At 35.8% G+C, this 21,382-nt stretch carries 19 protein-coding genes; 8 read left to right on the top strand and 11 right to left on the bottom strand.

Annotated elements, in window-relative coordinates; translation table 11 throughout:
* Window positions 1-2: 2 nt before the first annotated feature.
* The 3 genes from ACIQX2_RS07875 to ACIQX2_RS07865 all read right to left on the bottom strand — a co-directional run bounded on the left by ACIQX2_RS07875 (window position 3) and on the right by ACIQX2_RS07865 (window position 5,461).
* Window positions 3-761, bottom strand: coding sequence for an ABC transporter ATP-binding protein (locus ACIQX2_RS07875; protein ID WP_402848242.1), 759 nt, complete (start codon window positions 759-761; stop codon window positions 3-5).
* Window positions 762-765: 4 nt separating this feature from the next.
* Entirely contained in the window at window positions 766-3,072 is a 2,307-nt protein-coding gene (locus ACIQX2_RS07870; RefSeq protein ID WP_402848239.1) for an ABC transporter permease, read from the bottom strand.
* A gap of 907 nt (window positions 3,073-3,979) precedes the next feature.
* On the bottom strand, window positions 3,980-5,461 hold the full coding sequence (locus ACIQX2_RS07865) for a DHA2 family efflux MFS transporter permease subunit (RefSeq protein WP_402848237.1): 1,482 nt from the start codon (window positions 5,459-5,461) through the stop codon (window positions 3,980-3,982).
* Between the two features lie 180 nt (window positions 5,462-5,641).
* Between ACIQX2_RS07865 and ACIQX2_RS07860 the strand changes: the two genes are divergently transcribed.
* Window positions 5,642-6,511 (top strand): TetR/AcrR family transcriptional regulator, encoded by an 870-nt coding sequence (locus ACIQX2_RS07860; protein ID WP_402848235.1) that lies wholly within the window; start codon window positions 5,642-5,644, stop codon window positions 6,509-6,511.
* A gap of 12 nt (window positions 6,512-6,523) precedes the next feature.
* A complete protein-coding gene (locus ACIQX2_RS07855) occupies window positions 6,524-6,799 on the top strand; it encodes a hypothetical protein (protein WP_402848233.1) in 276 nt (91 codons plus the stop codon).
* 38 nt (window positions 6,800-6,837) lie between these two features.
* Here the strand turns inward: ACIQX2_RS07855 and ACIQX2_RS07850 are convergent, their stop codons facing one another.
* The gene (locus tag ACIQX2_RS07850) at window positions 6,838-8,940 is read right to left on the bottom strand and encodes an RNA degradosome polyphosphate kinase (RefSeq protein ID WP_402848231.1); all 2,103 of its coding nucleotides are present in this window, start codon (window positions 8,938-8,940) and stop codon (window positions 6,838-6,840) included.
* A gap of 1 nt (window position 8,941) precedes the next feature.
* A complete protein-coding gene (locus ACIQX2_RS07845) occupies window positions 8,942-10,486 on the bottom strand; it encodes a Ppx/GppA family phosphatase (RefSeq protein ID WP_402848229.1) in 1,545 nt (514 codons plus the stop codon).
* 189 nt (window positions 10,487-10,675) lie between these two features.
* Here ACIQX2_RS07845 and ACIQX2_RS07840 point away from each other — a divergent pair, with 189 nt between their 5' ends.
* Window positions 10,676-11,956, top strand: coding sequence for an MFS transporter (locus tag ACIQX2_RS07840; RefSeq protein WP_402849153.1), 1,281 nt, complete (start codon window positions 10,676-10,678; stop codon window positions 11,954-11,956).
* Between the two features lie 38 nt (window positions 11,957-11,994).
* Here the strand turns inward: ACIQX2_RS07840 and ACIQX2_RS07835 are convergent, their stop codons facing one another.
* The 3 genes from ACIQX2_RS07835 to ACIQX2_RS07825 form a co-directional block, all read right to left on the bottom strand.
* Window positions 11,995-12,450, bottom strand: a complete 456-nt coding sequence (locus ACIQX2_RS07835; RefSeq protein ID WP_402848227.1) for a hypothetical protein — start codon at window positions 12,448-12,450, stop codon at window positions 11,995-11,997.
* A 302-nt stretch (window positions 12,451-12,752) separates the two neighbouring features.
* Window positions 12,753-13,232 carry a PaaI family thioesterase gene (locus ACIQX2_RS07830; RefSeq protein ID WP_402848225.1) on the bottom strand — a complete coding sequence of 160 codons (480 nt, stop codon included), beginning with the start codon at window positions 13,230-13,232 and terminating at the stop codon, window positions 12,753-12,755.
* A gap of 70 nt (window positions 13,233-13,302) precedes the next feature.
* Window positions 13,303-14,079 (bottom strand): carbon-nitrogen family hydrolase, encoded by a 777-nt coding sequence (locus ACIQX2_RS07825; protein WP_402848223.1) that lies wholly within the window; start codon window positions 14,077-14,079, stop codon window positions 13,303-13,305.
* 84 nt (window positions 14,080-14,163) lie between these two features.
* On the opposite strand from ACIQX2_RS07825, the gene ACIQX2_RS07820 reads away from it, so the two are divergent.
* The 5 genes from ACIQX2_RS07820 to ACIQX2_RS07800 all read left to right on the top strand — a co-directional run bounded on the left by ACIQX2_RS07820 (window position 14,164) and on the right by ACIQX2_RS07800 (window position 18,228).
* Window positions 14,164-15,327, top strand: a complete 1,164-nt coding sequence (locus tag ACIQX2_RS07820) for a pyridoxal phosphate-dependent aminotransferase (RefSeq protein WP_402848221.1) — start codon at window positions 14,164-14,166, stop codon at window positions 15,325-15,327.
* Window positions 15,328-15,675: 348 nt separating this feature from the next.
* On the top strand, window positions 15,676-16,239 hold the full coding sequence (locus ACIQX2_RS07815) for an SLOG family protein (protein WP_402848219.1): 564 nt from the start codon (window positions 15,676-15,678) through the stop codon (window positions 16,237-16,239).
* Window positions 16,236-16,700, top strand: coding sequence for a branched-chain amino acid aminotransferase (locus tag ACIQX2_RS07810; RefSeq protein ID WP_402848217.1), 465 nt, complete (start codon window positions 16,236-16,238; stop codon window positions 16,698-16,700). Before ACIQX2_RS07815 ends, ACIQX2_RS07810 begins: the two co-directional genes overlap by 4 nt.
* A 135-nt stretch (window positions 16,701-16,835) precedes the next feature.
* On the top strand, window positions 16,836-17,474 hold the full coding sequence (locus ACIQX2_RS07805) for a spore coat protein (RefSeq protein WP_402848215.1): 639 nt from the start codon (window positions 16,836-16,838) through the stop codon (window positions 17,472-17,474).
* Between the two features lie 91 nt (window positions 17,475-17,565).
* Window positions 17,566-18,228 (top strand): HAD family hydrolase, encoded by a 663-nt coding sequence (locus ACIQX2_RS07800; protein WP_402848213.1) that lies wholly within the window; start codon window positions 17,566-17,568, stop codon window positions 18,226-18,228.
* Between the two features lie 173 nt (window positions 18,229-18,401).
* On the opposite strand, the gene hisF is transcribed toward ACIQX2_RS07800, so the two are convergent.
* The 3 genes from hisF to gltD all read right to left on the bottom strand — a co-directional run bounded on the left by hisF (window position 18,402) and on the right by gltD (window position 21,369).
* The gene (hisF, locus tag ACIQX2_RS07795; RefSeq protein WP_402848211.1) at window positions 18,402-19,178 is read right to left on the bottom strand and encodes an imidazole glycerol phosphate synthase subunit HisF; all 777 of its coding nucleotides are present in this window, start codon (window positions 19,176-19,178) and stop codon (window positions 18,402-18,404) included.
* Window position 19,179: 1 nt separating this feature from the next.
* Window positions 19,180-19,791 (bottom strand): imidazole glycerol phosphate synthase subunit HisH, encoded by a 612-nt coding sequence (gene hisH / locus ACIQX2_RS07790; protein WP_402848209.1) that lies wholly within the window; start codon window positions 19,789-19,791, stop codon window positions 19,180-19,182.
* Window positions 19,792-19,884: 93 nt separating this feature from the next.
* Entirely contained in the window at window positions 19,885-21,369 is a 1,485-nt protein-coding gene (gltD, locus tag ACIQX2_RS07785) for a glutamate synthase small subunit (protein ID WP_402848207.1), read from the bottom strand.
* Window positions 21,370-21,382: the final 13 nt, after the last annotated feature.

Below are 21,382 nucleotides of genomic sequence, written 5' to 3'. Positions count from 1 at the left end.
ACTCATATTCCTACTTCCCTCATTTTAACAGCGACCTCATCGACTCTATCTTCAATATCCTTCCCATCAAACTTCGAGAGTTTCAACTCGCTCACGATTTTTCCATCACGCATAAACATAATTCGATCCGCTCGCGCAGCAACTTTTGCATCATGAGTAACAAGCATAAGTGCAGTTCCATCTGCGTTAATTTCCGAAAATATATCCATGATTTCCTCTGAAGATTTTGAGTTGAGCGCGCCTGTAGGTTCGTCACCGAAGATGATTTCTGGATTATTCATAAGCGCTCGGCATATTCCCGCACGCTGAAGCTGACCTCCCGAAACCTGCGTAATATCGCGCTTTTCAAGCTCACCAATGCCTACCCTTTGCATTAGCATTCTAGCCTTTTCAGATATTTTTGGTGCGTTTTTTCTGTTGTCGCGCATTGACGGAAGAATAATATTATCGAGGATATTTAGATTTTTCAGCATAGTAGGTTGCTGAAATATAAATCCCATTTTTGTTCTGCGTATTTCTGAAAGCTCTTTCTCCCCGACCTCTGTTAGATCCATGTCATCAAAAATGACCTTTCCGCCATTAACGCCGTCCATTCCGCTTAAGGCAAACATTAGTGTAGATTTTCCCGATCCCGATGGTCCCATAACTGCAAGGAATTCACGCTCACCTATTTCAACGGACACTCCGTCAAGAACATTACGCTGTTCATCGTCTATACCAAAAAATTTTACAATGTGTTCACCGATAATTATTTTTTTCATATGCCTACTCCTTAATATTGTCAGAAATTTTTATTTGCCCAGCGCCTAATGTGCCCAACATTGTAGCGATAAGCACCGCGACTATCATTAGCAACGGACTAAACAAATACGCTGAAAGCGGATTTACTGTAAAATTAAAAGTTGATACTCCAAACGAAGAGATAAGCGCACCAGCAAGTACCTCTCCGAAAGTATTCGCGAGAAGTGTCCCCAGAATAATTCCAACAATCAAAACGAAAACCGACCGAGAAACATACTGTGCCTTAATATCCGAATTTGTAAAACCGAGCGCTTTCATGACGGCAATGGAATATCTATCCTTTGCAATAAGCATTTTCATGAACAACAGAGTAACCAGTACCGTAATAACCAATGCAATGGCAATTGCTGCGTAGGAAGCCATTTCAACGGAACTTACTGTCGAGCCTAGGGTCTGAGAAACAAATTCATCTATATCGGATGTCTTTGCAAAACCGAATTTTTCCGAATACGCTGAAACCTTGCTCTCCACCAGAGATTTATCCGAAAGTTCAACACAGAAGATGGTCCACATGACACTCGCCGAATTGTCGGTGAATAATGCCTTCGCTGTTTTTCCGCCGTTGGTGACATCCGAATATGTTCCGCTTACCGTGAGATTTTTCTCCTGCCCTTCAATAACCAACGTAATGACATCTCCGACCTTTTTGCCCAGTTCTTCCGCGTTTATAGACGAAAGAGAGATTTCGTTTTCTGAAGCAGGAGCTCTGCCCTCAGAATACGCTATAGGAAATGTCGAATGGTCACCCAGTTCAATTTTTATATTTTCCTTTAGCCCATTACTTGTTTTTACATTGAAAGTCTTAGTTGTCATAACAGCATATTTTGAAATGGCACTGTCGCTGTCTATTGCCTTCACAATTTCATCGCTTTTGTCTGGTATGTTGGTCTGTATGCGCAAATCGTAGTTTCCAATTCCCATATATTGAATGAAATTTTTATCAGAAATCGTGTTGTAGAGGTTCTGTGGAACAATAATTATAAATGCAGAAATCACCAGTACTACAAGCATAGTGGCGTAAAGTCTTTTTCTTACTAAGACATCCTTCATTCCTAGAAAAATATTCGTATTAAACAGTCTATTTTCTATTAAGGAAAACCGCTTAGCTCCAGCTTTTTTTTCCTGAGAAGTACCAAAGCGTATAGCTTCTGCGGCGGAGATTTTCCGAAAACGTTTCAGCACTCCGTTTACATAAGCAACAATTGTAAGAAATACAACCAGTATTCCAATGATTCCTAAAATTATTGCAAAAGAAGAGTTTTCGCTTTTGCCCATAGAAAGCCTTATATTTTCGAGAAGAAAGCCTTGAAACATAAGAGAAAGAATAAAACCAAGAATACTACCTGCCGCTGCAATAGCTCCATATTTCGCAAGATAAATCTTCTTTATATCAGAAAGATGAATCCCTATTGCTTTCATAACACCAATTTCACGATAGTCATCTTCAATTTTTGCAAGGAGGGTAAAACGTATGCTCATAAATGCGATGGCAACGACAAGTACGCTTACAAGAAGGATAACCGCAATCATCATCCCATCAGAAATGGCGTTCATCGTTTTGAAAAGTGTATATGTAACTGTTGGACCGTTCGCTTCAAGTCCTGCGGAAGCATAAGCTGCTTCAAATTCGCCTATCGCAGAGAAATCTTTTAATCTAAACTCAATCAGATACTCGATACTTCCAAGGTCTTTAATATCCACAAAATCATTTGTGCTTACAAGAAATCGCTTAGAAGCGGAGAGTGAGGAATTCATAGTTGAATCTCGGAGAAATCCTGCAACAGTAAATTGCTTTCCACTAATTACAGCCTTGTCACCAACTTTTACGGTGTTGTCCCTCATATAACTTATTGGAACATAAACTTCACCATCAGATACGTTGATGATGTTACCGTTAAGATCAAGAAGATAATCGAATTTTTCGTTTTGTACGCTGAGACCGTTATCCTGAACACTATTCGCAAGCGAATTTTCGCCCAGTATAATCTGCGCACTATCAATGTTAAGAAATTCAACCACCTGATAATCATCTACATTATTATTTTGCTCCGCAAATGATGCAAGCCGTGCAGTATCAATTTCACCCGAATGCATCTGCATAAAATGAGGGGTTTTGGCATGTTTCATAAGTGTATCTAACGAGCCTGAAAGATTAACGATGAGTATCGCTGCGAGCGAAACAAGCATAGCTGCAGCAGCAACAAATATCATTGTTGTCAACGTTATTGCTTTACTCTTTAAGATGTCATTGCCTATTATTCTGTTATACATAAGTCACCTCGATATAAGTTTTTCTTTCACAATTTAAAACTAACAGATAATTAAAGATTTATAGTACGTCTCAAGACCGAGATTTATTGCATCTTAAGGTTGAAATTATTTGTCATACTTATTCTGTTTAATATAAAGGCATTAAGATACTTAACTGTCAGACTGGCGATTTTGGGTTTTAATATTTGTCCCATGTGGATTTGCATACCATTGTATGTACTTAACTAGACTCCCTTCCTGATAGCCAATGAAGCACCAGAAAGGTTATAGGAATAATTTTCCTTTATGTTTTTAAAAATACCTTGCAATATGTCTTTCTTAACTTAAATTATTAAATAAATAAATCCCCCTCCTTTTAATTTTGTATAGAGCTTGAATATACTAACTAATTATACAATTCAATGAAACAGTTATTTAATAAGAATTTGTAAATATTTTTATTCAACTAACTTACTAAAGTAGTTTAAATGCAACATTTCACAATAGACTTCTCGGATTTACTGGGAGTTTTGGATAAAAAATAGACCATTCAAATAGTCTTGTTTGTCTAGAGCAACCTTTTATTTCAAGGAATCCAAGAAAAATTGAATTAAGTAAAAAGACTGGATCATATTAGATCCAGCCTGGTTTTTATTGATTTTTGATTGAAAAAAACAGTTGAATTACTATTAAATACATATTTTACTTAATACCTTTCCCTCTAATGTACCAACAAATATTTAGCAGTTTGTAACGACTTTTTTTGTGTTGGGACCGAGTATAAGACAGGAACATATAATAAAAAAATGAATATAGAAATAAAATGATTACACAAGCTATCTCTTATAGCTAAAAAAATCAGTATGATTCATTGTATATACTCTCTTCCATATAAAAAAGCACTTGCTATCCGCAAGTGCTTTTGTGTTTATTCTGCATTTGTTTGTTTTTTAGATACATCCACGCGTTTTACAAATAGTGATAACACTAAAGCTAAGATTGTAACAAGCGTTGCAATAAAGAAAGTGAAATTGATACCTTCTAACATTGCTTGACTACTAAGTTGAAGTTTAAACTGCTCTAATGCATCCGGAGCTGTCGGCACATTGCCCGCTTTCATAGCTTCTTCGAATAAACTAGCACCTCTCGATTCCATTCTCGCATTCATAATTGTTATGAATATCGCAGAACCTATAGCACCTGATACTTGTTGTAAAGTATTATTCACTGCAGTTCCGTGCGGATTCATCTTCATAGGTAATTGATTTAAACCATTTGTCATGATTGGCATCATTACCATTGACATACCAAACATACGGAATGTATAAACAATCATAATATAGTAATAATCTGAATCTGCAGCTAAATTACTCATCATATAGGTTGCAATCGTTGTTATAGTTAAACCAATAATCGCCAATGAGCGTGCTCCGTATTTATCGAACAGTTTCCCAGTAACTGGCGACATTAATCCCATCGCCAGAGCACCTGGGAGCATCAACAATCCTGAATCTAGTGGTGTAATGTGACGAATAGTTTGAACGTATATAGGTGTTAAAATCATTCCTGAAAACATTGCAGCTGAAACAACTACTGAAATAATAGAAGATAAAGCAAACATTGGATATTTATAAATACGTAAATTCAACAATGGTTCATCTAGTTTTAATTGTCTAATGACAAAAACCACAAGGGCGATCAATCCAATTGCAATCGTACTATATACAATCGGTGCATCCCAGCCTTTACTTCCTGCAGTACTAAATCCATATAAAAGACCACCAAAAGCAATAGTCGATAAGCCAAGTGATGAAACATCAAGTTTCATATCATTATTTGGTGTAATATTTTTTAGTTTAAAAATCGCAAATAATAATACGATTACAGCTAATGGTAATATTAGCTCAAACAACACTCTCCAGTTATAGTGCTCAATGATAAAACCAGACAATGTTGGTCCGATAGCTGGAGCCATTATCATAACTAACCCAAATAGTCCCATCGCTGTCCCTCTTCGCTCTATAGGGAATGCAGTCAGCATAACATTCATAAGTAATGGCATCATTACGGCTGAGCCTGCCGCCTGAATCATGCGAGCCAAAATAAGCACCCAAAATTCTGGTGCGATTGCAGCTAAAAATGTACCTACTGAAAATAATGTCATTGCGGTAATAAATAGTTTTCTGTTGGAAAACTTAGTTACAAAATACGCACTAGCTGGTATTAAAATACCGTTTATAAGCATATATCCAGTTGTTAACCATTGCACAACAGAAGGTTCGACTTTAAATTCAGTCATAATCGTAGGTAATGCAACGTTTAATAACGTATTATTTAAAAAAGCTATGAATGCTCCAACAAATAGGATAGCAATCATGGCATATGGTGGTTTATGTTGCGTTTCGTTCATTCTCTTTTATCCTCCTAATATTTTGGGACTATAATTGCACGGGGTACACTACTTTGAACATTTTATACCCTCAGTCCAAAAAATGCAATAAGGAAAAACGCTTACATCTCAAATTTATTGATTTTACGGTATTTGTTTTGTATTATAATATTTAGACTTCAAGTATAAAGGTGTGTAATTATGAAGATTAGAAAGCATCAGGTATTATTGACTGCTCAAAAATTGTTTATAGAAAAAGGCTTCGCCGCCACTTCTGTTCAAGACATTATTAATGAAAGTAAAATATCGAAAGGGACATTTTACAATTACTTTTCATCAAAAAATGAATGTATTATCGCTATTTTAGATAATGCTAAGGAAGAAACTGATCTCAAACGGAGAGAATTATTAATTCATCAAGATGTATCAAAGAAAGATATATTAATACAACAATTGATTGTACGTATGGACGTATACAAAGAACGAAATTTGGTCCCAATCTTTTTAGTTATCTTCCACTCTCAAGATTCGGAGCTGAGGAATATTATCAAGAAAAATCATTACGAAGAAGTAAAATGGTTATCAAAACGAATAGTTGATGTTTATGGAGCAAAATCACGGAAATATTCAGTTGATAGTGCTATCTTATTGTTAGGAATGATACAACAGATGCAGCACCCTTGGACAGTAAGGTCTAAAGAGGTCTCTACAAAGGAATTAGTAAATTATGTAATGAAGCGAATAGATTCACTAATGCCTAATTTGGTAGAATCTGAAGAAGTTCTTATCGACCCATTTGTTTTTAACCATTTTTATGATGAAGTACGAATTACAAAAGATCATGTAATTCAACTGCTGAAGAATTTCAAACAATCAAACGAAAAGGAAATGAATATTTCCGAAGTAGAAATGATTAATTTCATCTTGGAGGAACTCACAAGCAACAGTCCTAGAAAATTTTTATTGGAAGCTGTCGTAAATAGTTTTTCGAATACGATGAAGAACACAGCTCAATCAATAGAGATTAAAGAAATATCCTCGAATATATGGCAAGTAATCGACTCTCTCTAAGGAGGTTTTGACATGAAAAATAAAGTTATTGAACAATATGAAGCAGATGAAAATATGATGATCCAAATTTATGTGCAATGGTGTGCTAATCATGGTATAGATCCTATTGAGCTTTACGAAAAAGCTTATTCAAATCAAGCTTCCAATGAGATTTTAATTGAGCTAAAAGAAAATACAGAAAAACACGCTTTAGATATTGATACAGAAGCAGTTATGTATGTTCTACAGTTATTCGGGAATGATGATTTAGCTTTCGAGGTTTCCAAAGTAGCAAATACTTTCAAATAAAGAGCTGTACCCAAAATAATTGTTGGGTACAGCTCTTTCTAATCCTCGGGTATATGCTTTAGAGATTTCTCCAATAGAATTTGTTGGCTGTCTATTTTGACTCCATCTGCTACCTTATAATGATATTTTCCCTTTTCATCCTGTACTCTAGCTTTAGCAGTGTCTTGCAATTCCAGATCCACAATTTCCATTATCCGTTTTTTAATAGGTGGTGACAAAACTGGAAATAATATTTCCACACGTTTGACCATGTTTCTTGTCATCATATCCGCAGACGAAAGATATAATCTTGATGCTCCATTGCGATGGAACCAATAAATTCTTGAATGCTCCAAAAATCTACCAACAATGCTCGTTACAGTAATATTTTCACTAACTCCAGGTATTTGTGGCAGTAAGCAGCATGTTCCTCTTACAATCATATCCACTTTAACCCCAGCATACGAAGCTTCATATAGCTTTAATATTAAATCCTTATCCGTTAAAGAATTCATCTTGAGCTTTATATGTCCATTTCCAAATGCCTGGTGGTACTCGATTTCCTCGTCTATTAAACTTAAAAATTTATCACGTATATCGTATGGTGAAACAACTAGTTTGTCATAATTTGGTTTATCTGTATAGCCACTAAGAAAATTAAAAAATTGAGTAGCATCCGATCCGATTTTTTTGTTCGCTGTTATAATCCCCATATCTGTATATATTCTTGCTGTTTGGTCGTTATAGTTTCCAGTTCCCAAGTGCACATATTGCTCAATTTTGTTATTCCGTCTACGAACCACTAAAGTAATTTTTGAATGTGTTTTTAAATTATGGATCCCATAAATAACAAGACAGCCCGCCTTCTCTAATTCTTTGGCCCATTGGACATTATTTTCTTCATCGAATCGAGCCTTTAATTCTACTAAAACCGTCACCTGTTTTCCATTTTCTGCAGCCCGTTTCAGCGCAAGTATTACGGGAGAATTCCCACTAACTCGGTACAATGTTTGCTTAATAGCTAAAACAGAGGGATCCTCTGCTGCTTTTTCAATAAAGTCTATAATCGGCTGGAAGGATTCATATGGATGATGAAAAAACAGATCCTGTTTCTGTACTTTATCAAAAATATCTTCATCACTAGCTATATCTAAAGGTGGCTGGGGGATGAAAGGTTCATAGAATAGCTCCATATATTTTCCTTCAAACGTTTTAATAAAGGAAAATAAAAACGTCGTATCTAATGGTCCATCTACTTTATAAACATCCTCGGAAGTTATTTCTAGCTCATCTAGTAAATAATTTAGGAGTTTCGGCTTGATTTCACTTAGTTTAACTTCTAACCTACTAACTGCTCCCCATTTTCGCTTCTTTAACTCTTTTTCGATTTCAATCAGTAAATCACGTGCACCCTCTTCATGAATAGTTAAATCTGCATTGCGTGTAATTCGGAAAGGATTGGCATGCTTCACATGGAACCCATGAAACAGCTTAGAAATATGCTCAATGATGACATCCTCTAATAACACTGCCACAAATGAATCATCCTCTGTAGTAACTTGGATGAAACGCTTTAAGACAGAAGGAACCTGAACAATTGCGATTTTGTTTTGTTCCATTTGATCATCTTGATGATCTTCTATCATTACTAAAATATTCATTGTTTTACTTAATAAGATTGGAAATGGACGATACGCGTCTACTGCAATCGGTGTTAAAACAGGAAATATTTCTTCTTCAAATAGCTTTTCCATTTCCTTCTTTTGAGCAGTTGACAATTCATCATATTTCACTAAAGAAATACCTTGCTTAGGTAGTTGCTTTTCCATAAGCTCTTTATAAATTTTCATCTGTCTGCTTACCAATTCCTTTGTGATAGACGCAATTTTGTTTAACTGTGCTTTCGGTGTAAGTCCTGCTTTGTTTTCAGGTTTGTTGAATCCAGCTCTCACCTGATCTTGTAATCCAGCAACTCGAACCATAAAAAACTCATCTAAATTCGAACTAAAAATGGCTAAAAACTTTAAGCGTTCCAACAATGGATTCGTTTCATCTTCGGCTTCTTCAAGCACGCGTTCATTAAAAGCAAGCCAGCTTATCTCTCTGTTGTTATAATATGCATAGTCGTTAAATGGATGTTTTTCTACCCTACTGTCACTCATCTTACAGTTCCTCCATGTCTACAAACGTCAACTTCACTTCTACTTGCACAATTTTTTCTATATGTTTTTTTAATTTTTCTGCTTGGTATTGCTCCAATAAATAATTGCCAACAACTGAAAATGCAAATTCCATTATGTTGTCAGATTTTTTAATGGATACATTTTTTATATTAGACCTTCCGAGTATATCCATGCCTTTCGTAAAACGGATAAGTGCTCCAATATCACGTAGCTGCTTTTTTTCTATATTAGTAATAATATGTTGGTACGGTTCTATATATTGTTTAAAAGTATCTTTATTTTTATATGAAGATAGTAAGGCAAGCTTCAATCTGTCTTTATTAGAAATACCATCGATTGTCAAATTCGTTATAAGATAAAAAGTGTGCTGACTGAACGCATCTTGGTCTATTTCTTTGCCAATGTGAAATAATTGGAAAGCATATCGAAGTAATTCCTTGTTTTTTAGTGGAGTTATATAGCCCCACCGTGCAAACGTTTCATATATAGATGAAAATAATTCATACAAATGAAGAGATTTTTCTTCCTTTACATGAAATTTCCCTAACAAATGTCGTATAGCATTTGACGTAACACCATTAACATTAAAATCAGATGGAAATTGCTTTATTAGCTGAGCTAAAATTAAGCCTTCCCGCAACCCTTTTTTACTATATATAAATGAGGTCCCCTGTACGACATCCATAAATACACGAAACGTTTCTAATGCAGGCACAATAATATCTGCACGATCACTGGAAAGACCATCTATTTTCTTTAAACCTTCCAATGAAGCGTTGGAAAATTCATAGCTAAGCTCGTGCAAATCTGTTCTACTTAACTCGTGCTGATGTGTGCCATATAACGAATAATTTTTACGTTGCTGATCAACTTGCGCTATATTACGAGCACTCCCGCCGATAGCGATGATTGGTACTTGTAAATTATGTAACCACACAAGTGATTGAAATTGCTCTCTAACATATTCAATAAGATTTTCTTTTTCATTTTTTGTAATTAAACTACCCGTTATGAATTGCTTTTTTAGCGAAACTGCTCCAAACGGAAAACTATGTAAAAACTTTATTTCTTTATTTTCAAAATAGGTAACCTCGGTACTTCCTCCACCCATATCAATCGTTACAGCAGTTGGAATATTAGTAGAATGAATTACCGCTAAATATCCGTATTTCGCTTCTTCATTTGCAGAAATTAAAGTAATCGTGATTCCAGTTTGTATTTCTGCCTCTTGTAATATAATTTCACGATTTTTTGCCTGCCTAATAGCAGCTGTTGCAGCTGCAAACACGTTGGTTACATGAATATCATTTAATATTTTTTTGAATTTCAATAATGATTCTATTAATATATGTTGACCCTCTTCAGTCAAGTTTCCTTTTGCATCAATATGCATACTTAAGCGAGCAACCGTTTTAAAATTGTAATGCTCTATTAAACCTTCTGCTTGGCTATAACTAAATACTACTAGTCGAATAGAGTTGGATCCAATATCTATTATCGCTTTTTGCGTGTTGTTTGTTACCATAGATTTTACTCCTTCTTATTTAGTTTATTACTTATATGTCCCCTAAATTGTTAAAAGTATGTAAATTTTAAATTGGAATATTAAAAAAGTTAATTTAATAGTGTAAACATTGCATCATTTTTAAATTAATATACTATCAAAGATTTTTTTCATGTACAATAATGGATAACAATGGTAGGAAGGATGAATATCTTGAAAAAATTCACAAAAGAAGAGAATAGCTGGTCTCTTTATGATTGGGGCTCTTCCGCGTATTCAATCACTATTACTACAGCTGTTTTTCCTATCTTTTACAAGGCTTCGGCAACTGCTGGAGGTGTAGATGCTGCAGATTCCACTGCTTATCTCGGATATACGATTGCCATTTTTACTTTTATTCTTGCTTTAATAGGACCGATTTTAGGAACAATCGCAGACTATCGCGGAATGAAAAAGAAGTTTTTTACTTTTTTCTTTGTATTAGGCGTTACATTTACAGCTATGCTCGCATTCGTACCATTTGAAAATTGGCTTTTATTATTAATTTTTTATACCCTTGCTGCTCTCGGTGCAACGGGAGCAAATGTCTTTTACGATGGCTTTATCGTAGACGTCACAACCAATAAACGAATGCACAAAGTTTCAGCACGTGGCTACAGTTTAGGCTATATTGGCTCTACAATTCCATTTTTACTTAGTATCGTCATCATTTTGTTAGCTGGTAAAGAAATAATTCCTATTTCCACCACAAACGCAAGCCGAATTGCATTCATAATCACTGCAGCCTGGTGGGTGATATTCTCCATTCCAATGTTCAAAAACGTTAAACAAATTCACTTTATCGAAAAAGATGGAAATTTAATCGTAGAAGGCTTTAAACGACTAGGAAATACCTTTAAAGAAATAAGACAATACCGGACTTTATTTTTATTTTTAATCGCTTACTTTTTTTATATTGATGGCGTAGGAACGATTATCTCCATGTCTACAGCATATGGCTCTGATTTAGGGTTGAGTGCTGAGAGCTTACTGATTGTTTTATTTGCCACTCAGGTTGTAGCTGCTCCATTTGCAATTTTATACGGAAAACTAGCGACTAAATTTTCTGAGAAGAAAATGCTTTACGTGGGAATCATTGTTTACATTATTGTGTGTACGTATGCATTTTTCTTAGATACGATTGTAGATTTTTGGATCTTAGCAATGCTCGTAGCTACTTCACAGGGTGGTATTCAAGCGCTTAGTAGATCCTATTTCGGTAAACTAGTACCAAAAGAAAATTCCAATGAGTTTTTCGGGTTTTATAATATTTTCGGTAAATTTGCGTCTATTCTGGGACCATTACTAGTAGGGGTTACCGCTCAAATAACTGGGAATTCAGCTTACGGTGTATTTAGTTTAGTAATTCTATTCATTATCGGCTTCATCATTCTAACAAGAGTGCCAGAGCCGAAAGAAGCACCTCCTGTAGATGTAATAGCAAACTCTTAAGTTGGTTAAGGCATACTAGAATTTAGTATGCCTATTATTTATTTAACATAAAGTTGTTTTTCGAGTAAACGACGTTTAGTCCAGACCAAAGTGAAAATCAGAAAAAGTTCAAAGGCATTTGTCACGGCTCCACTCTTTATATTTATAGGTACAGCACTTCCAATAGTCATTACTACTGCACTAATAAAAAATACCGGCCATTTCGTTTTCTTCCACAAAATCGCACTAGCAACAATAGGAATGACTGTAACTAACAGAACCATAATTGGAGGTCCGGTTGCCTCTTCTACGTTTGAGTAACTAACAACACCAAATTCCTTCACGACTTCGAGTTCCAATCCAATAACCTCTGTAGAAAATTCTAATACGATTAAACCAGTCATATAAATTATTCCAGCAACAACTAACCATTTCTTCTTAGCCCACCTGATCTCACTTTCTCGCAATGTGCCAACAGAATACATAACAAGTAATGGTGTAATTAAAGCATGCAATCAAAAACGAGAAAAGTTTAAACTTTCCAATAATTCACCTTCGCCAATCCTCTTACCTGTTGCAAGTATTGCATTACCATAGATTAGTGGGAGTATGACAATATAAATTACACTCGTTCATTTCTTTAAGTCGTACATTCTTATTCCATATAATCCCCATATTAATAATGCTATATATAAAGCTGCATACATAAAGTATGAAAACGCCTCCTTTTCATTTTATTCCCAAATTTATAAAATTCTAATCTAAAAAAAAGAACCCACACTAAAAAAATGCTTTAAGTGTAGGTTCAAAATATAATTTATTGTTTACCAAAAGTTGCAGGCATTAAGACAGCAATCACTTCACCTCGTGCACAAAGCTCGTCTCCAGCGAATACTTCTGTAGTCACTTTAAATTTCTTTGGATGGATTTCTTCCACTTGACCAATTGCTTTTAATGCAACCTTTTGAGGTGTTGGTTTTAAGAAGTCGACATGCAAAGAACCTGTGACAAAACGAGGTGGTGTTTCTCCACTACCTGGTTCAAACCCGTTCTTCCTATGTAAAGCAAGTGATGCCGAACCTGTGCCATGACAGTCGACTAATGCCCCAATTAGTCCTCCATATACAAAACCAGGAATAGCGATATGTTCTTCCTTTGGTTCATATAATGTCACTGTCTGTTCCCCGTCCCAAGTTGTACGAAAGTGATACCCTTCTTTGTTCATCCTCCCGCAGCCATAGCACCATGCAAAATCCTCTGGGTACTCATCTTGTATCGCGTGAATTTTTTCTACCATTATTAAATTCCCCCTTTAGAAAACCATACAAAAAAGCCACCTGTACGTCAATACAGATAGCCGTATTCTCTTAATATATATCCACTCTTCGATCTTGAAATACAGGAATTCTGTTTCTCACTTCCTCCACCTCATCTATGTTAATATCCACTATACCGATTGTTTCCTCGTCAGGTCCAGTCCAAAGAACCTCTCCCCATGGTGCAATTACCATCGAGTTACCATTAAATGAATTGTTCGGATCATCCCCAACTCGATTTACCGCAACGATGAAACATTGATTTTCAATTGCGCGAGCCTGTAATAATATTTTCCAATGATCCACTCTTGTGGAAGGCCATTGTGCAGGGACAAAAATGACTTTTGCGCCAGCCAATGAATGTACACGGAACCACTCAGGAAAACGTAAATCATAACAAATAACACCACCCATTTTAACATCATTTAGCGTGAAAATATTTTTATTTGTTCCCGCCTTTAAATATAGATGCTCATCCATCAATTTAAACAAATGTACTTTATCGTATTCAGAAATAATTTCTCCAATACTATTTACGATGTACATCGTATTATAAAAATGATTGTCTTTTTTCGTTGAAACGGAGCCACCGATAATATGAATATGTAATTCTTTTGCTAAACGAATTAGAAGATTTTTCGTTTCTTTTCCGTCTACATCGGCTATTTCTTCTAGACGATTCAGATCATAAGCCGTATTCCACATTTCAGGTAACACAACGACTTCCGCATTTAACATAGCTGCTTTTCGAATCTTCTCTTCTACTTTTTTGAAATTTTCTTGAGGGTTCCCATAAGCTATATTTAACTGAACACAAGCAATTCTCATCTCGACACTCCTATAGACATAATACTAAAAAGGTTATAAGATTTGACTAACAAATGCAACTTATTAGAAAACGAGGTTATGTACATGGAATTTTCAAACCGTTTAAAAAATCTGCCTCCTCAATTTTTTGCTACGCTAGTAAAAAAAGTAGGAAATGCAGTACTAGAAGGCAGAGATGTTATTAATTTAGGTCAAGGTAATCCTGATCAGCCTACACCGAACCATATTGTACAAGCACTTCAAGAAGCAGCAGCAAACCCACTAAATCATAAATATAGCCCATTTCGTGGAACAGGTGATTTTAAAAAAGCGGCAGCAAATTTCTATAAACGAGAATATGACGTTGATATTGATCCTGAAACAGAAGTGGCGATATTATTCGGAACAAAAATTGGATTAGTAGAGCTTCCGTTAGCATTAATGAATGATAATGATTTAATGCTGCTACCAGACCCTGGTTACCCTGACTATTTATCTGGAGTAAGTTTGGCAAATGTCGAGTTTAATACAATGCCATTAATCAAGGAAAATGATTTCCTTCCTGATTACAGTTCTTTAACAGAGGAACAAAAGCAAAAAGCAAAACTAATGTATTTAAATTATCCTAATAATCCAACTGGTGCTATTGCTAATAAAGAGTTTTTCGAAGAAACTGTTCGACTCGCAAAAGAATCAGATATTGCTATTGTTCATGATTTTGCCTATGGAGGAATAGGTTTTGATGGTTTGAAGCCAGTCAGCTTTCTACAGGCAGATGGTGCGAAAGAAATTGGCATAGAGATGTATACTCTTTCTAAAACGTATAATATGGCTGGCTGGAGAGTAGGATTTGCCGTAGGAAACGCTAAAATGATTGAAGCGATTAATATTATTCAAGACCATTTATTTGTTAGTCTCTTCCCCGCCGTTCAAGATGCTGCAACTGTGGCTTTGAATGAAAGTCAGCAATGTGTAAGAGAATTGGTCGAGTTATATGAACGCCGAAGAAATGCACTCATCGAATCATGCCATCAAATAGGTTGGAATGTAAGTGCTCCAAAGGGTTCTTTCTTTGCGTGGTTACCTGTTCCTGCAAACTACACAAGTGAAGAGTTCTCCGATTTGCTCTTGAACGAAGCAGATGTAGCCGTTGCTGCTGGTAATGGGTTTGGCGAGTACGGCGAAGGTTATGTTCGAGTCGGTCTATTAGTCGATGAAGATCGGTTGAAAGAAGCAGTAATGCGTATCGGAAATCTTAATTTATTTTAAAAACTGCAGTCCTTTTATAAGGGCTGCGGTCTTTATTAATTACAATCATTCTTTGTAGGTAAAGTGATGAATGGATAATTTGTTTATGGGTTATTATAGTTTTTTACATCTCCAGGAAGTACTTGCGGTACATTCTGAAACATTTGCTTCTACAGATAATACAGTCATTTTACTTCGTTCCTTTCTTTAAATGTCTACAACCTCATCGTAATTTGTAAACAAAAAATGAATACTAGGGAATTCCCTCTTCAATGAGTATTTTACGCTAATCCTTAATCACCTCTCCAAGAATTGCCGATAACATGCTATGATGAACGAAGACGTTTTAATAAGTTGGGTGATAAATTAATGAAAAGATTATTAGTTACAGGCTATAAAGCACATGAATTAGGTATATTTAATGATTTACATGCAGGAATTCCAATCATTAAAAAAGCACTTGAAAATCAACTACGAGTGTTATTAGATGAAGGATTAGAATGGATTATTCTAGGTGGTCAACAAGGTATAGAAACATGGACTGCCGAACTAATTATTGACCTTAAGGATGAATATCCACATCTAAAATATGCTATTATTACCCCGTTTTTGGAGCAAGAAAAGAATTGGAATGAACAAAAGAAAGAAAAGTATGAACGCCTCTTAATGCAAGCGGATTATCATACAAGTGTTACGAAAAAACCGTATGAAGCTCCCTGGCAATTTATCGAGCGAAATAAATTCGTTATACGCAATACAGATGGTATGCTAATCATATATGATGAAGAAAATGAGGGCTCACCAAAGTTTATTAAAAAACTAGCAGAGCAATACGCTGAAAAAAATGATTATCGATTGATTATTATCGATGCATACAATTTACAAGTAGTAGCAGAAGAATTAGCTGAAGAGGAAAGGAATCAATTTCAATGATTACAAACAAAGCAGAAAATTTATTTTACGAAGCCATTATTGAGCGATACAACAAAGAAACAGATGAACTAATAGCAAAAGAAACGAATGAATTTTTACAAAATCCTTTAACATTTTATAAAGAAAATTTACAGGAGTATACTTTTTTAGAGACAAAAGTATTAGACGATGTCAGTGTAGATGCAATTGCAATTGAATACGACGAAGTATTTGAAGTATATACAGCAATGTTTGGTTTATTCATTCAAAAAAAATATACAAATGAAATTAGAGCATTTTTAGATGAACATTACAATGCAGAGAAAATGCAGTATAGTATAATGTTTGCAGGTAATGAAGGTTTATGGGAAATAAATCTCCCAATCGATTATTTAAAAGGATTCAATGATTCCTTTACGATTGAAGAAGCATATCAATTTCTTTATGCTATAATCTTTAAGCTAGTAGCAAGCATTAAATAAATTTAACCGTCAAACAATCCCAAAGTAATAGTGCTGGGATTGTTTTTTATTTAACTTCTGTTGCATATTCTGATTGGTTTTGTTCAAGCTACAAAGGATGTTTCATCACACTTTTTATGAGGAGGAAATACTGAAATGACACAAAACCCATTCGGACAAGGACAAGGTCAAGGTCAAACTCATCAAAATATGCAAACTGGCAATATCGCACAAAACATGAATCATGGTGGGCATGAAGCTTTTGACGTGCATGAGGTACTATCGACAGTTGTATCTGGATTAAACTTAAAAACGTTACTACGTCCACATGTAAAAGATCAAGAATTGCTCACTATTTTAGACAGACAATATGCTTTTGCATTAGATGAATATAATATTACTGTGGAATGCTTTAAAACAGGTGCAGACCCATCTCACCCGACTACTAGCTATAAAATGCAAACAGGTAATGATTTTATATATGGGGTTAAACCTTCACAGCCTAAAAAACCGATCCAATCTGCCAATGAGCTTTCAGACGAGATAATCTCTGGTTTTCTGCTAGGTGCTGCCAAAGCCTCTGCTACTATTAAAACCGGTGCAGCATTAGAAACAACGAATCCCGTTGTACGCCGTGTGTTAGCTGATTCTATTCCAAACTGTATAGAAATGGCTTATGAACTTTCTATTTATCAAAACAAGCACCATTACTATCAAGTACCACAGTTAGATCAGCAAAGTATGCAAGCAATGTTGAACTCCTTTGCACCTGCTCAAGGGAAAATGATGAGTTAATATTTCATTTCGCCCCATTGTGTGGGGCGATTTTTTGTTTGTTCATGTATAATAATTTTATCTATTATTATTTATGAAAAGGGTGAAATGTATGCGCGTTGCAATTTTTGATTTTGATGGAACTATCTATGCTGAAGAAACATTTACATTATTGATGAAGCATTTAAAGGAACACCCTACTTATCGTTCATCCTACAAAAGCTTTTATCGTTCAATAGTACCGCCGTATATAGCACACAAGCTTAAATTATATCCATCTAGCAAAATGAAAAAACGCTCTATGCAGCTTTATTTAGAAGCTTTTGAAGGTCGTTCGAAACAGGAAATGGATGCATACTTCGAGGAAATCAGAACTAAAATGCAGCAGGATTTTAATAATAATGTGTTAGAAAGATTGAAGCTTCATCAGCAAGAAAACGTACATATTCTCCTTGTATCAGGTGCCTATACTCAGTTTTTAGAGCGTGTGACAGATGGAATTGTGTTCAATCAAATAATTGGAACTGAAATATTCTATCAAGACGACAAAGTTTATACAAAAACTGAACTCACCCATATTAATGGGGAACAAAAAAGACTAAAGGTGCAGGAAGCCTTGAAAGGTCACCAAATAGATTGGGATAACAGCTATGCATATGGAGATAGCTTTTCAGATATGCCAGTTCTCGAGCTAGTGGGAAATCCTGTCGCTGTAAGACCCGAAGAAAAGCTTCAGAAACTAGCTAGTGAGCGTGGTTGGGAGATTATGGACTGAATGCTTATATGTGAAGAGGAGCTTCGACCGATTATACGTGCTCTTCCATCGATTTTCAGTAGGATTCAACCGATTGTTCGAGCTATTCGACCGATTACTATTGTATTCGTCTGATTCATCATTTAAAGCTGTAAAAAAACGACCTAGTCTGAACCAAGACTAGATCGTTTCTATTAAGTAAGACGCACATTAATATTTTTAGTTTGCAGGTAGGATTTGATTTCCCCTATTGTATAATCCCCATAGTGAATCATGGAAGCTATTAACGCAGCATCAGCTTTGCCGTCTGTAAAAACCTCTTCTATATGCTCGATTTTCCCTGCTCCGCCAGAGGCAATTATTGGGATATTAACTTTTTCGGATAATAACTTGATCAGCGCTACATCATAGCCATTTTTCATGCCGTCTTTATGGATGCTTGTACAAATAATCTCCCCAGCACCTAAGTCAGCAGCTTGCTGCGCCCATTCCACGACATCCATTCCCGTTTTCTCATGACCTGAGTGAGTGTAAACTTCCCATCGAATAATTTCTTCGTTGTCATTATAAATTGGCATGGCATCTAATCCTAGTACGACGCATTGTTTGCCATATATATCAGCAGCTTCTTTGAGTAATTCCGGACGCTGAACGGCTGCTGAGTTGACTCCAACTTTATCTGCTCCTGCTCTTAGTAGATTTTTGAAGTCTTCTACTGTACGAACACCACCGATTACCGAAAAGGGAATATTTACTTGCTCCGCTACTCGCTGAATCCATTCCAGTTTCAGATCCTGGTTTTTCAACGATGCAGTAGTATCTAGGTAGATTAATTCATCCGCACCATCTTCGGAATACTTTTTTCCAAGTTCCGCCGGATCCCCTATAAAAGTAGGATTTCTAAATTGAACATATTTCACAGCTTGATCATTTAATACATCAATGGCTGGTACAATTCGTTTTCTTAACATATTATTTATCTCCTTGCTTACAATAATTATCTAGCAGCTGGATGCCATATTTACCGCTCTTTTCGGGATGAAACTGAACACCCATCACCTGTGTATTCCCAATAACCGATGCAAAATCTACCCCATAGTTTGTTTCACCTAAAATATCTTCTTCATTCTCTGGTTTTGCAAAATAGGAATGAACAAAATAAAAATCGGTTTCATCCGGAATATTTTCAAATAGAAAATGATTGTGAACATCTTTCACTTGATTCCAGCCCATATGTGGGATTTTCTCCGACTCATCAGTAAATTCAGGTACAGTTCCTTTTAGAAATCCAAGACAAGGCACATTTCCTTCTTCGCTCGTTTCCAATAAAAGCTGCATACCAAGGCAAATGCCCAATAGTGGAGTCTCTTCAGAAACTCTCGCTTTTAAATAATCACTCAGACCTGTATTATTCAAAACATCCATAGCCACTTTGGCATTTCCTACCCCTGGTAGGATTAACTTAGTAATCTCATCGGTATGATCGCTTGCTTTCGTAATGAGTTTCGTTTTATATCCAAGCTGTTTAATCGCTTTTAAAACACTATGTAAATTACCTGCTCCATAATCAATAATTCCAATCATGTAATTGCCCCCAATATCGTTATGTTTCTATTATGCCATCTGATGATGAAAAATAAAACAAAAACTTTAGTACACTAGCACAGTAAAAACCGGTCATGAAATTATGACCGGTTTTTTACTAACATATTCATCTACACGTTTTGCTACTTCTTGCCCTTCTTTAATAGCCCAAACAATTAAGCTTTGCCCTCTTCTAGCATCACCAGCTGTAAAGACTCCCTCAACGTTTGTTAAGTAATCTTTAGTGGTTGCAGCAATCTTTTTATTTGTAATCCGAACTCCAAATTGATCTGCTAACGTAGTCTCTGGTCCTTCAAATCCAATTGCTATAAATACGAATTGAACTGGCCATACTTTCTCGGTACCTGGAATTTCTTTAAAATAGTAAAATTCATCTTCTCCAAGAATCTTTTCCATTTGAATCGTATGCAGTTCTTTAACGTTTCCATTCGCATCTGCAATGATTTTCTTTGTTTGAATTAAATACTCTCTCGGATCCTTTCCAAACTTTGCAGCTGCTTCTTCATAAGCATATTCTAGTTTATAAATAGTTGGATCAGTTGGCCATTGATTATCTTCTGCTCGAGTTAATGGCAGCTGTGGATGCTTACCAAATTGGACTACACTGCGACATTTTTGACGAAGTGCTGTCGCCACACAGTCAGCTCCTGTATCTCCACCACCAATAACGATGACATCTTTACCTTTAGTATTGATAAATTGGCCATCCTTAAAATTAGAGTCCAATAAACTTTTTGTAGTGGTTGTAAGATAATCCATTGCAAGATGTATCCCTTTAGATTCACTGCCCTCCATATGAAGAACACGTTGTTTTTGTGCTCCGATACATAGGATTACCGCATCAAATTGTTCCTTTAACTGCTCTACCGAAATGTCCACTCCAACTTCTGTTTTAAGAACAAAATCAATACCCTCCTGCTGGAGTAAATGAATTCGACGTTCTACAATAGCTTTTTCAAGCTTCATATTTGGAATTCCGTACATGAGAAGTCCCCCTGCTCGGTCTGCTCGTTCGAATACCGTAACTGAATGCCCTGCCTGATTGAGATCATCTGCACTTGTTAGACCAGCAGGGCCAGAGCCAATTATGGCTATCTTCTTACCAGTTCTCGATAGAGGAATTCTTGGAACGATCCACCCATTCTCAAAACCTTTATCAATTATAGTACGCTCTATATTTTTAATCGATACCGCTGGATCTGATATAGCAAGGGTACATGATCCTTCACATGGAGCCGGACAAACTCTTCCAGTAAATTCTGGGAAATTATTAGTCATTAGCAATCTTTCTAATGCTTCCTCCCATTTCCCTCTGTAGACTAAATCATTCCATTCCGGAATTAGGTTATTTATAGGACAACCAGAAGTTGCCCCCCTTACCTCAAATCCCATATGACAAAACGGAGTTCCACAGTCCATACATCTTGCCCCTTGTTTTTGTAGCGAATCATCCGACAATTTAGAAGAATATTCCTTCCAGTTATTAATACGTTTGAGAGGGGCCACCTCTTTACCTTTCTCACGATTAAATTCCATAAATCCTGTAGGTTTTCCCATTAGTATCTCCCCT

Source organism: Psychrobacillus sp. NPDC096623 (assembly GCF_044762655.1).
Lineage (GTDB): Bacteria > Bacillota > Bacilli > Bacillales_A > Planococcaceae > Psychrobacillus.
Note: the sequence above shows the minus strand (reverse complement) of the source record. Positions and strands in the feature narration are given on the sequence as shown.

What these genes read in the sequence shown, in the direction of transcription:
- ACIQX2_RS07875 (WP_402848242.1), bottom strand. Translation starts at nt 761, where the DNA reads ATGAAAAAAATAATTATCGGTGAACACATTGTAAAATTTTTTGGTATA.
- ACIQX2_RS07870 (WP_402848239.1), bottom strand. Translation starts at nt 3,072, where the DNA reads ATGTATAACAGAATAATAGGCAATGACATCTTAAAGAGTAAAGCAATA.
- ACIQX2_RS07865 (WP_402848237.1), bottom strand. Translation starts at nt 5,461, where the DNA reads ATGAACGAAACGCAACATAAACCACCATATGCCATGATTGCTATCCTA.
- ACIQX2_RS07860 (WP_402848235.1), top strand. Translation starts at nt 5,642, where the DNA reads ATGAAGATTAGAAAGCATCAGGTATTATTGACTGCTCAAAAATTGTTT.
- ACIQX2_RS07855 (WP_402848233.1), top strand. Translation starts at nt 6,524, where the DNA reads ATGAAAAATAAAGTTATTGAACAATATGAAGCAGATGAAAATATGATG.
- ACIQX2_RS07850 (WP_402848231.1), bottom strand. Translation starts at nt 8,940, where the DNA reads ATGAGTGACAGTAGGGTAGAAAAACATCCATTTAACGACTATGCATAT.
- ACIQX2_RS07845 (WP_402848229.1), bottom strand. Translation starts at nt 10,486, where the DNA reads ATGGTAACAAACAACACGCAAAAAGCGATAATAGATATTGGATCCAAC.
- ACIQX2_RS07830 (WP_402848225.1), bottom strand. Translation starts at nt 13,232, where the DNA reads ATGGTAGAAAAAATTCACGCGATACAAGATGAGTACCCAGAGGATTTT.
- ACIQX2_RS07825 (WP_402848223.1), bottom strand. Translation starts at nt 14,079, where the DNA reads ATGAGAATTGCTTGTGTTCAGTTAAATATAGCTTATGGGAACCCTCAA.
- ACIQX2_RS07820 (WP_402848221.1), top strand. Translation starts at nt 14,164, where the DNA reads ATGGAATTTTCAAACCGTTTAAAAAATCTGCCTCCTCAATTTTTTGCT.
- ACIQX2_RS07815 (WP_402848219.1), top strand. Translation starts at nt 15,676, where the DNA reads ATGAAAAGATTATTAGTTACAGGCTATAAAGCACATGAATTAGGTATA.
- ACIQX2_RS07810 (WP_402848217.1), top strand. Translation starts at nt 16,236, where the DNA reads ATGATTACAAACAAAGCAGAAAATTTATTTTACGAAGCCATTATTGAG.
- ACIQX2_RS07805 (WP_402848215.1), top strand. Translation starts at nt 16,836, where the DNA reads ATGACACAAAACCCATTCGGACAAGGACAAGGTCAAGGTCAAACTCAT.
- ACIQX2_RS07800 (WP_402848213.1), top strand. Translation starts at nt 17,566, where the DNA reads ATGCGCGTTGCAATTTTTGATTTTGATGGAACTATCTATGCTGAAGAA.
- hisF (WP_402848211.1), bottom strand. Translation starts at nt 19,178, where the DNA reads ATGTTAAGAAAACGAATTGTACCAGCCATTGATGTATTAAATGATCAA.
- hisH (WP_402848209.1), bottom strand. Translation starts at nt 19,791, where the DNA reads ATGATTGGAATTATTGATTATGGAGCAGGTAATTTACATAGTGTTTTA.
- gltD (WP_402848207.1), bottom strand. Translation starts at nt 21,369, where the DNA reads ATGGGAAAACCTACAGGATTTATGGAATTTAATCGTGAGAAAGGTAAA.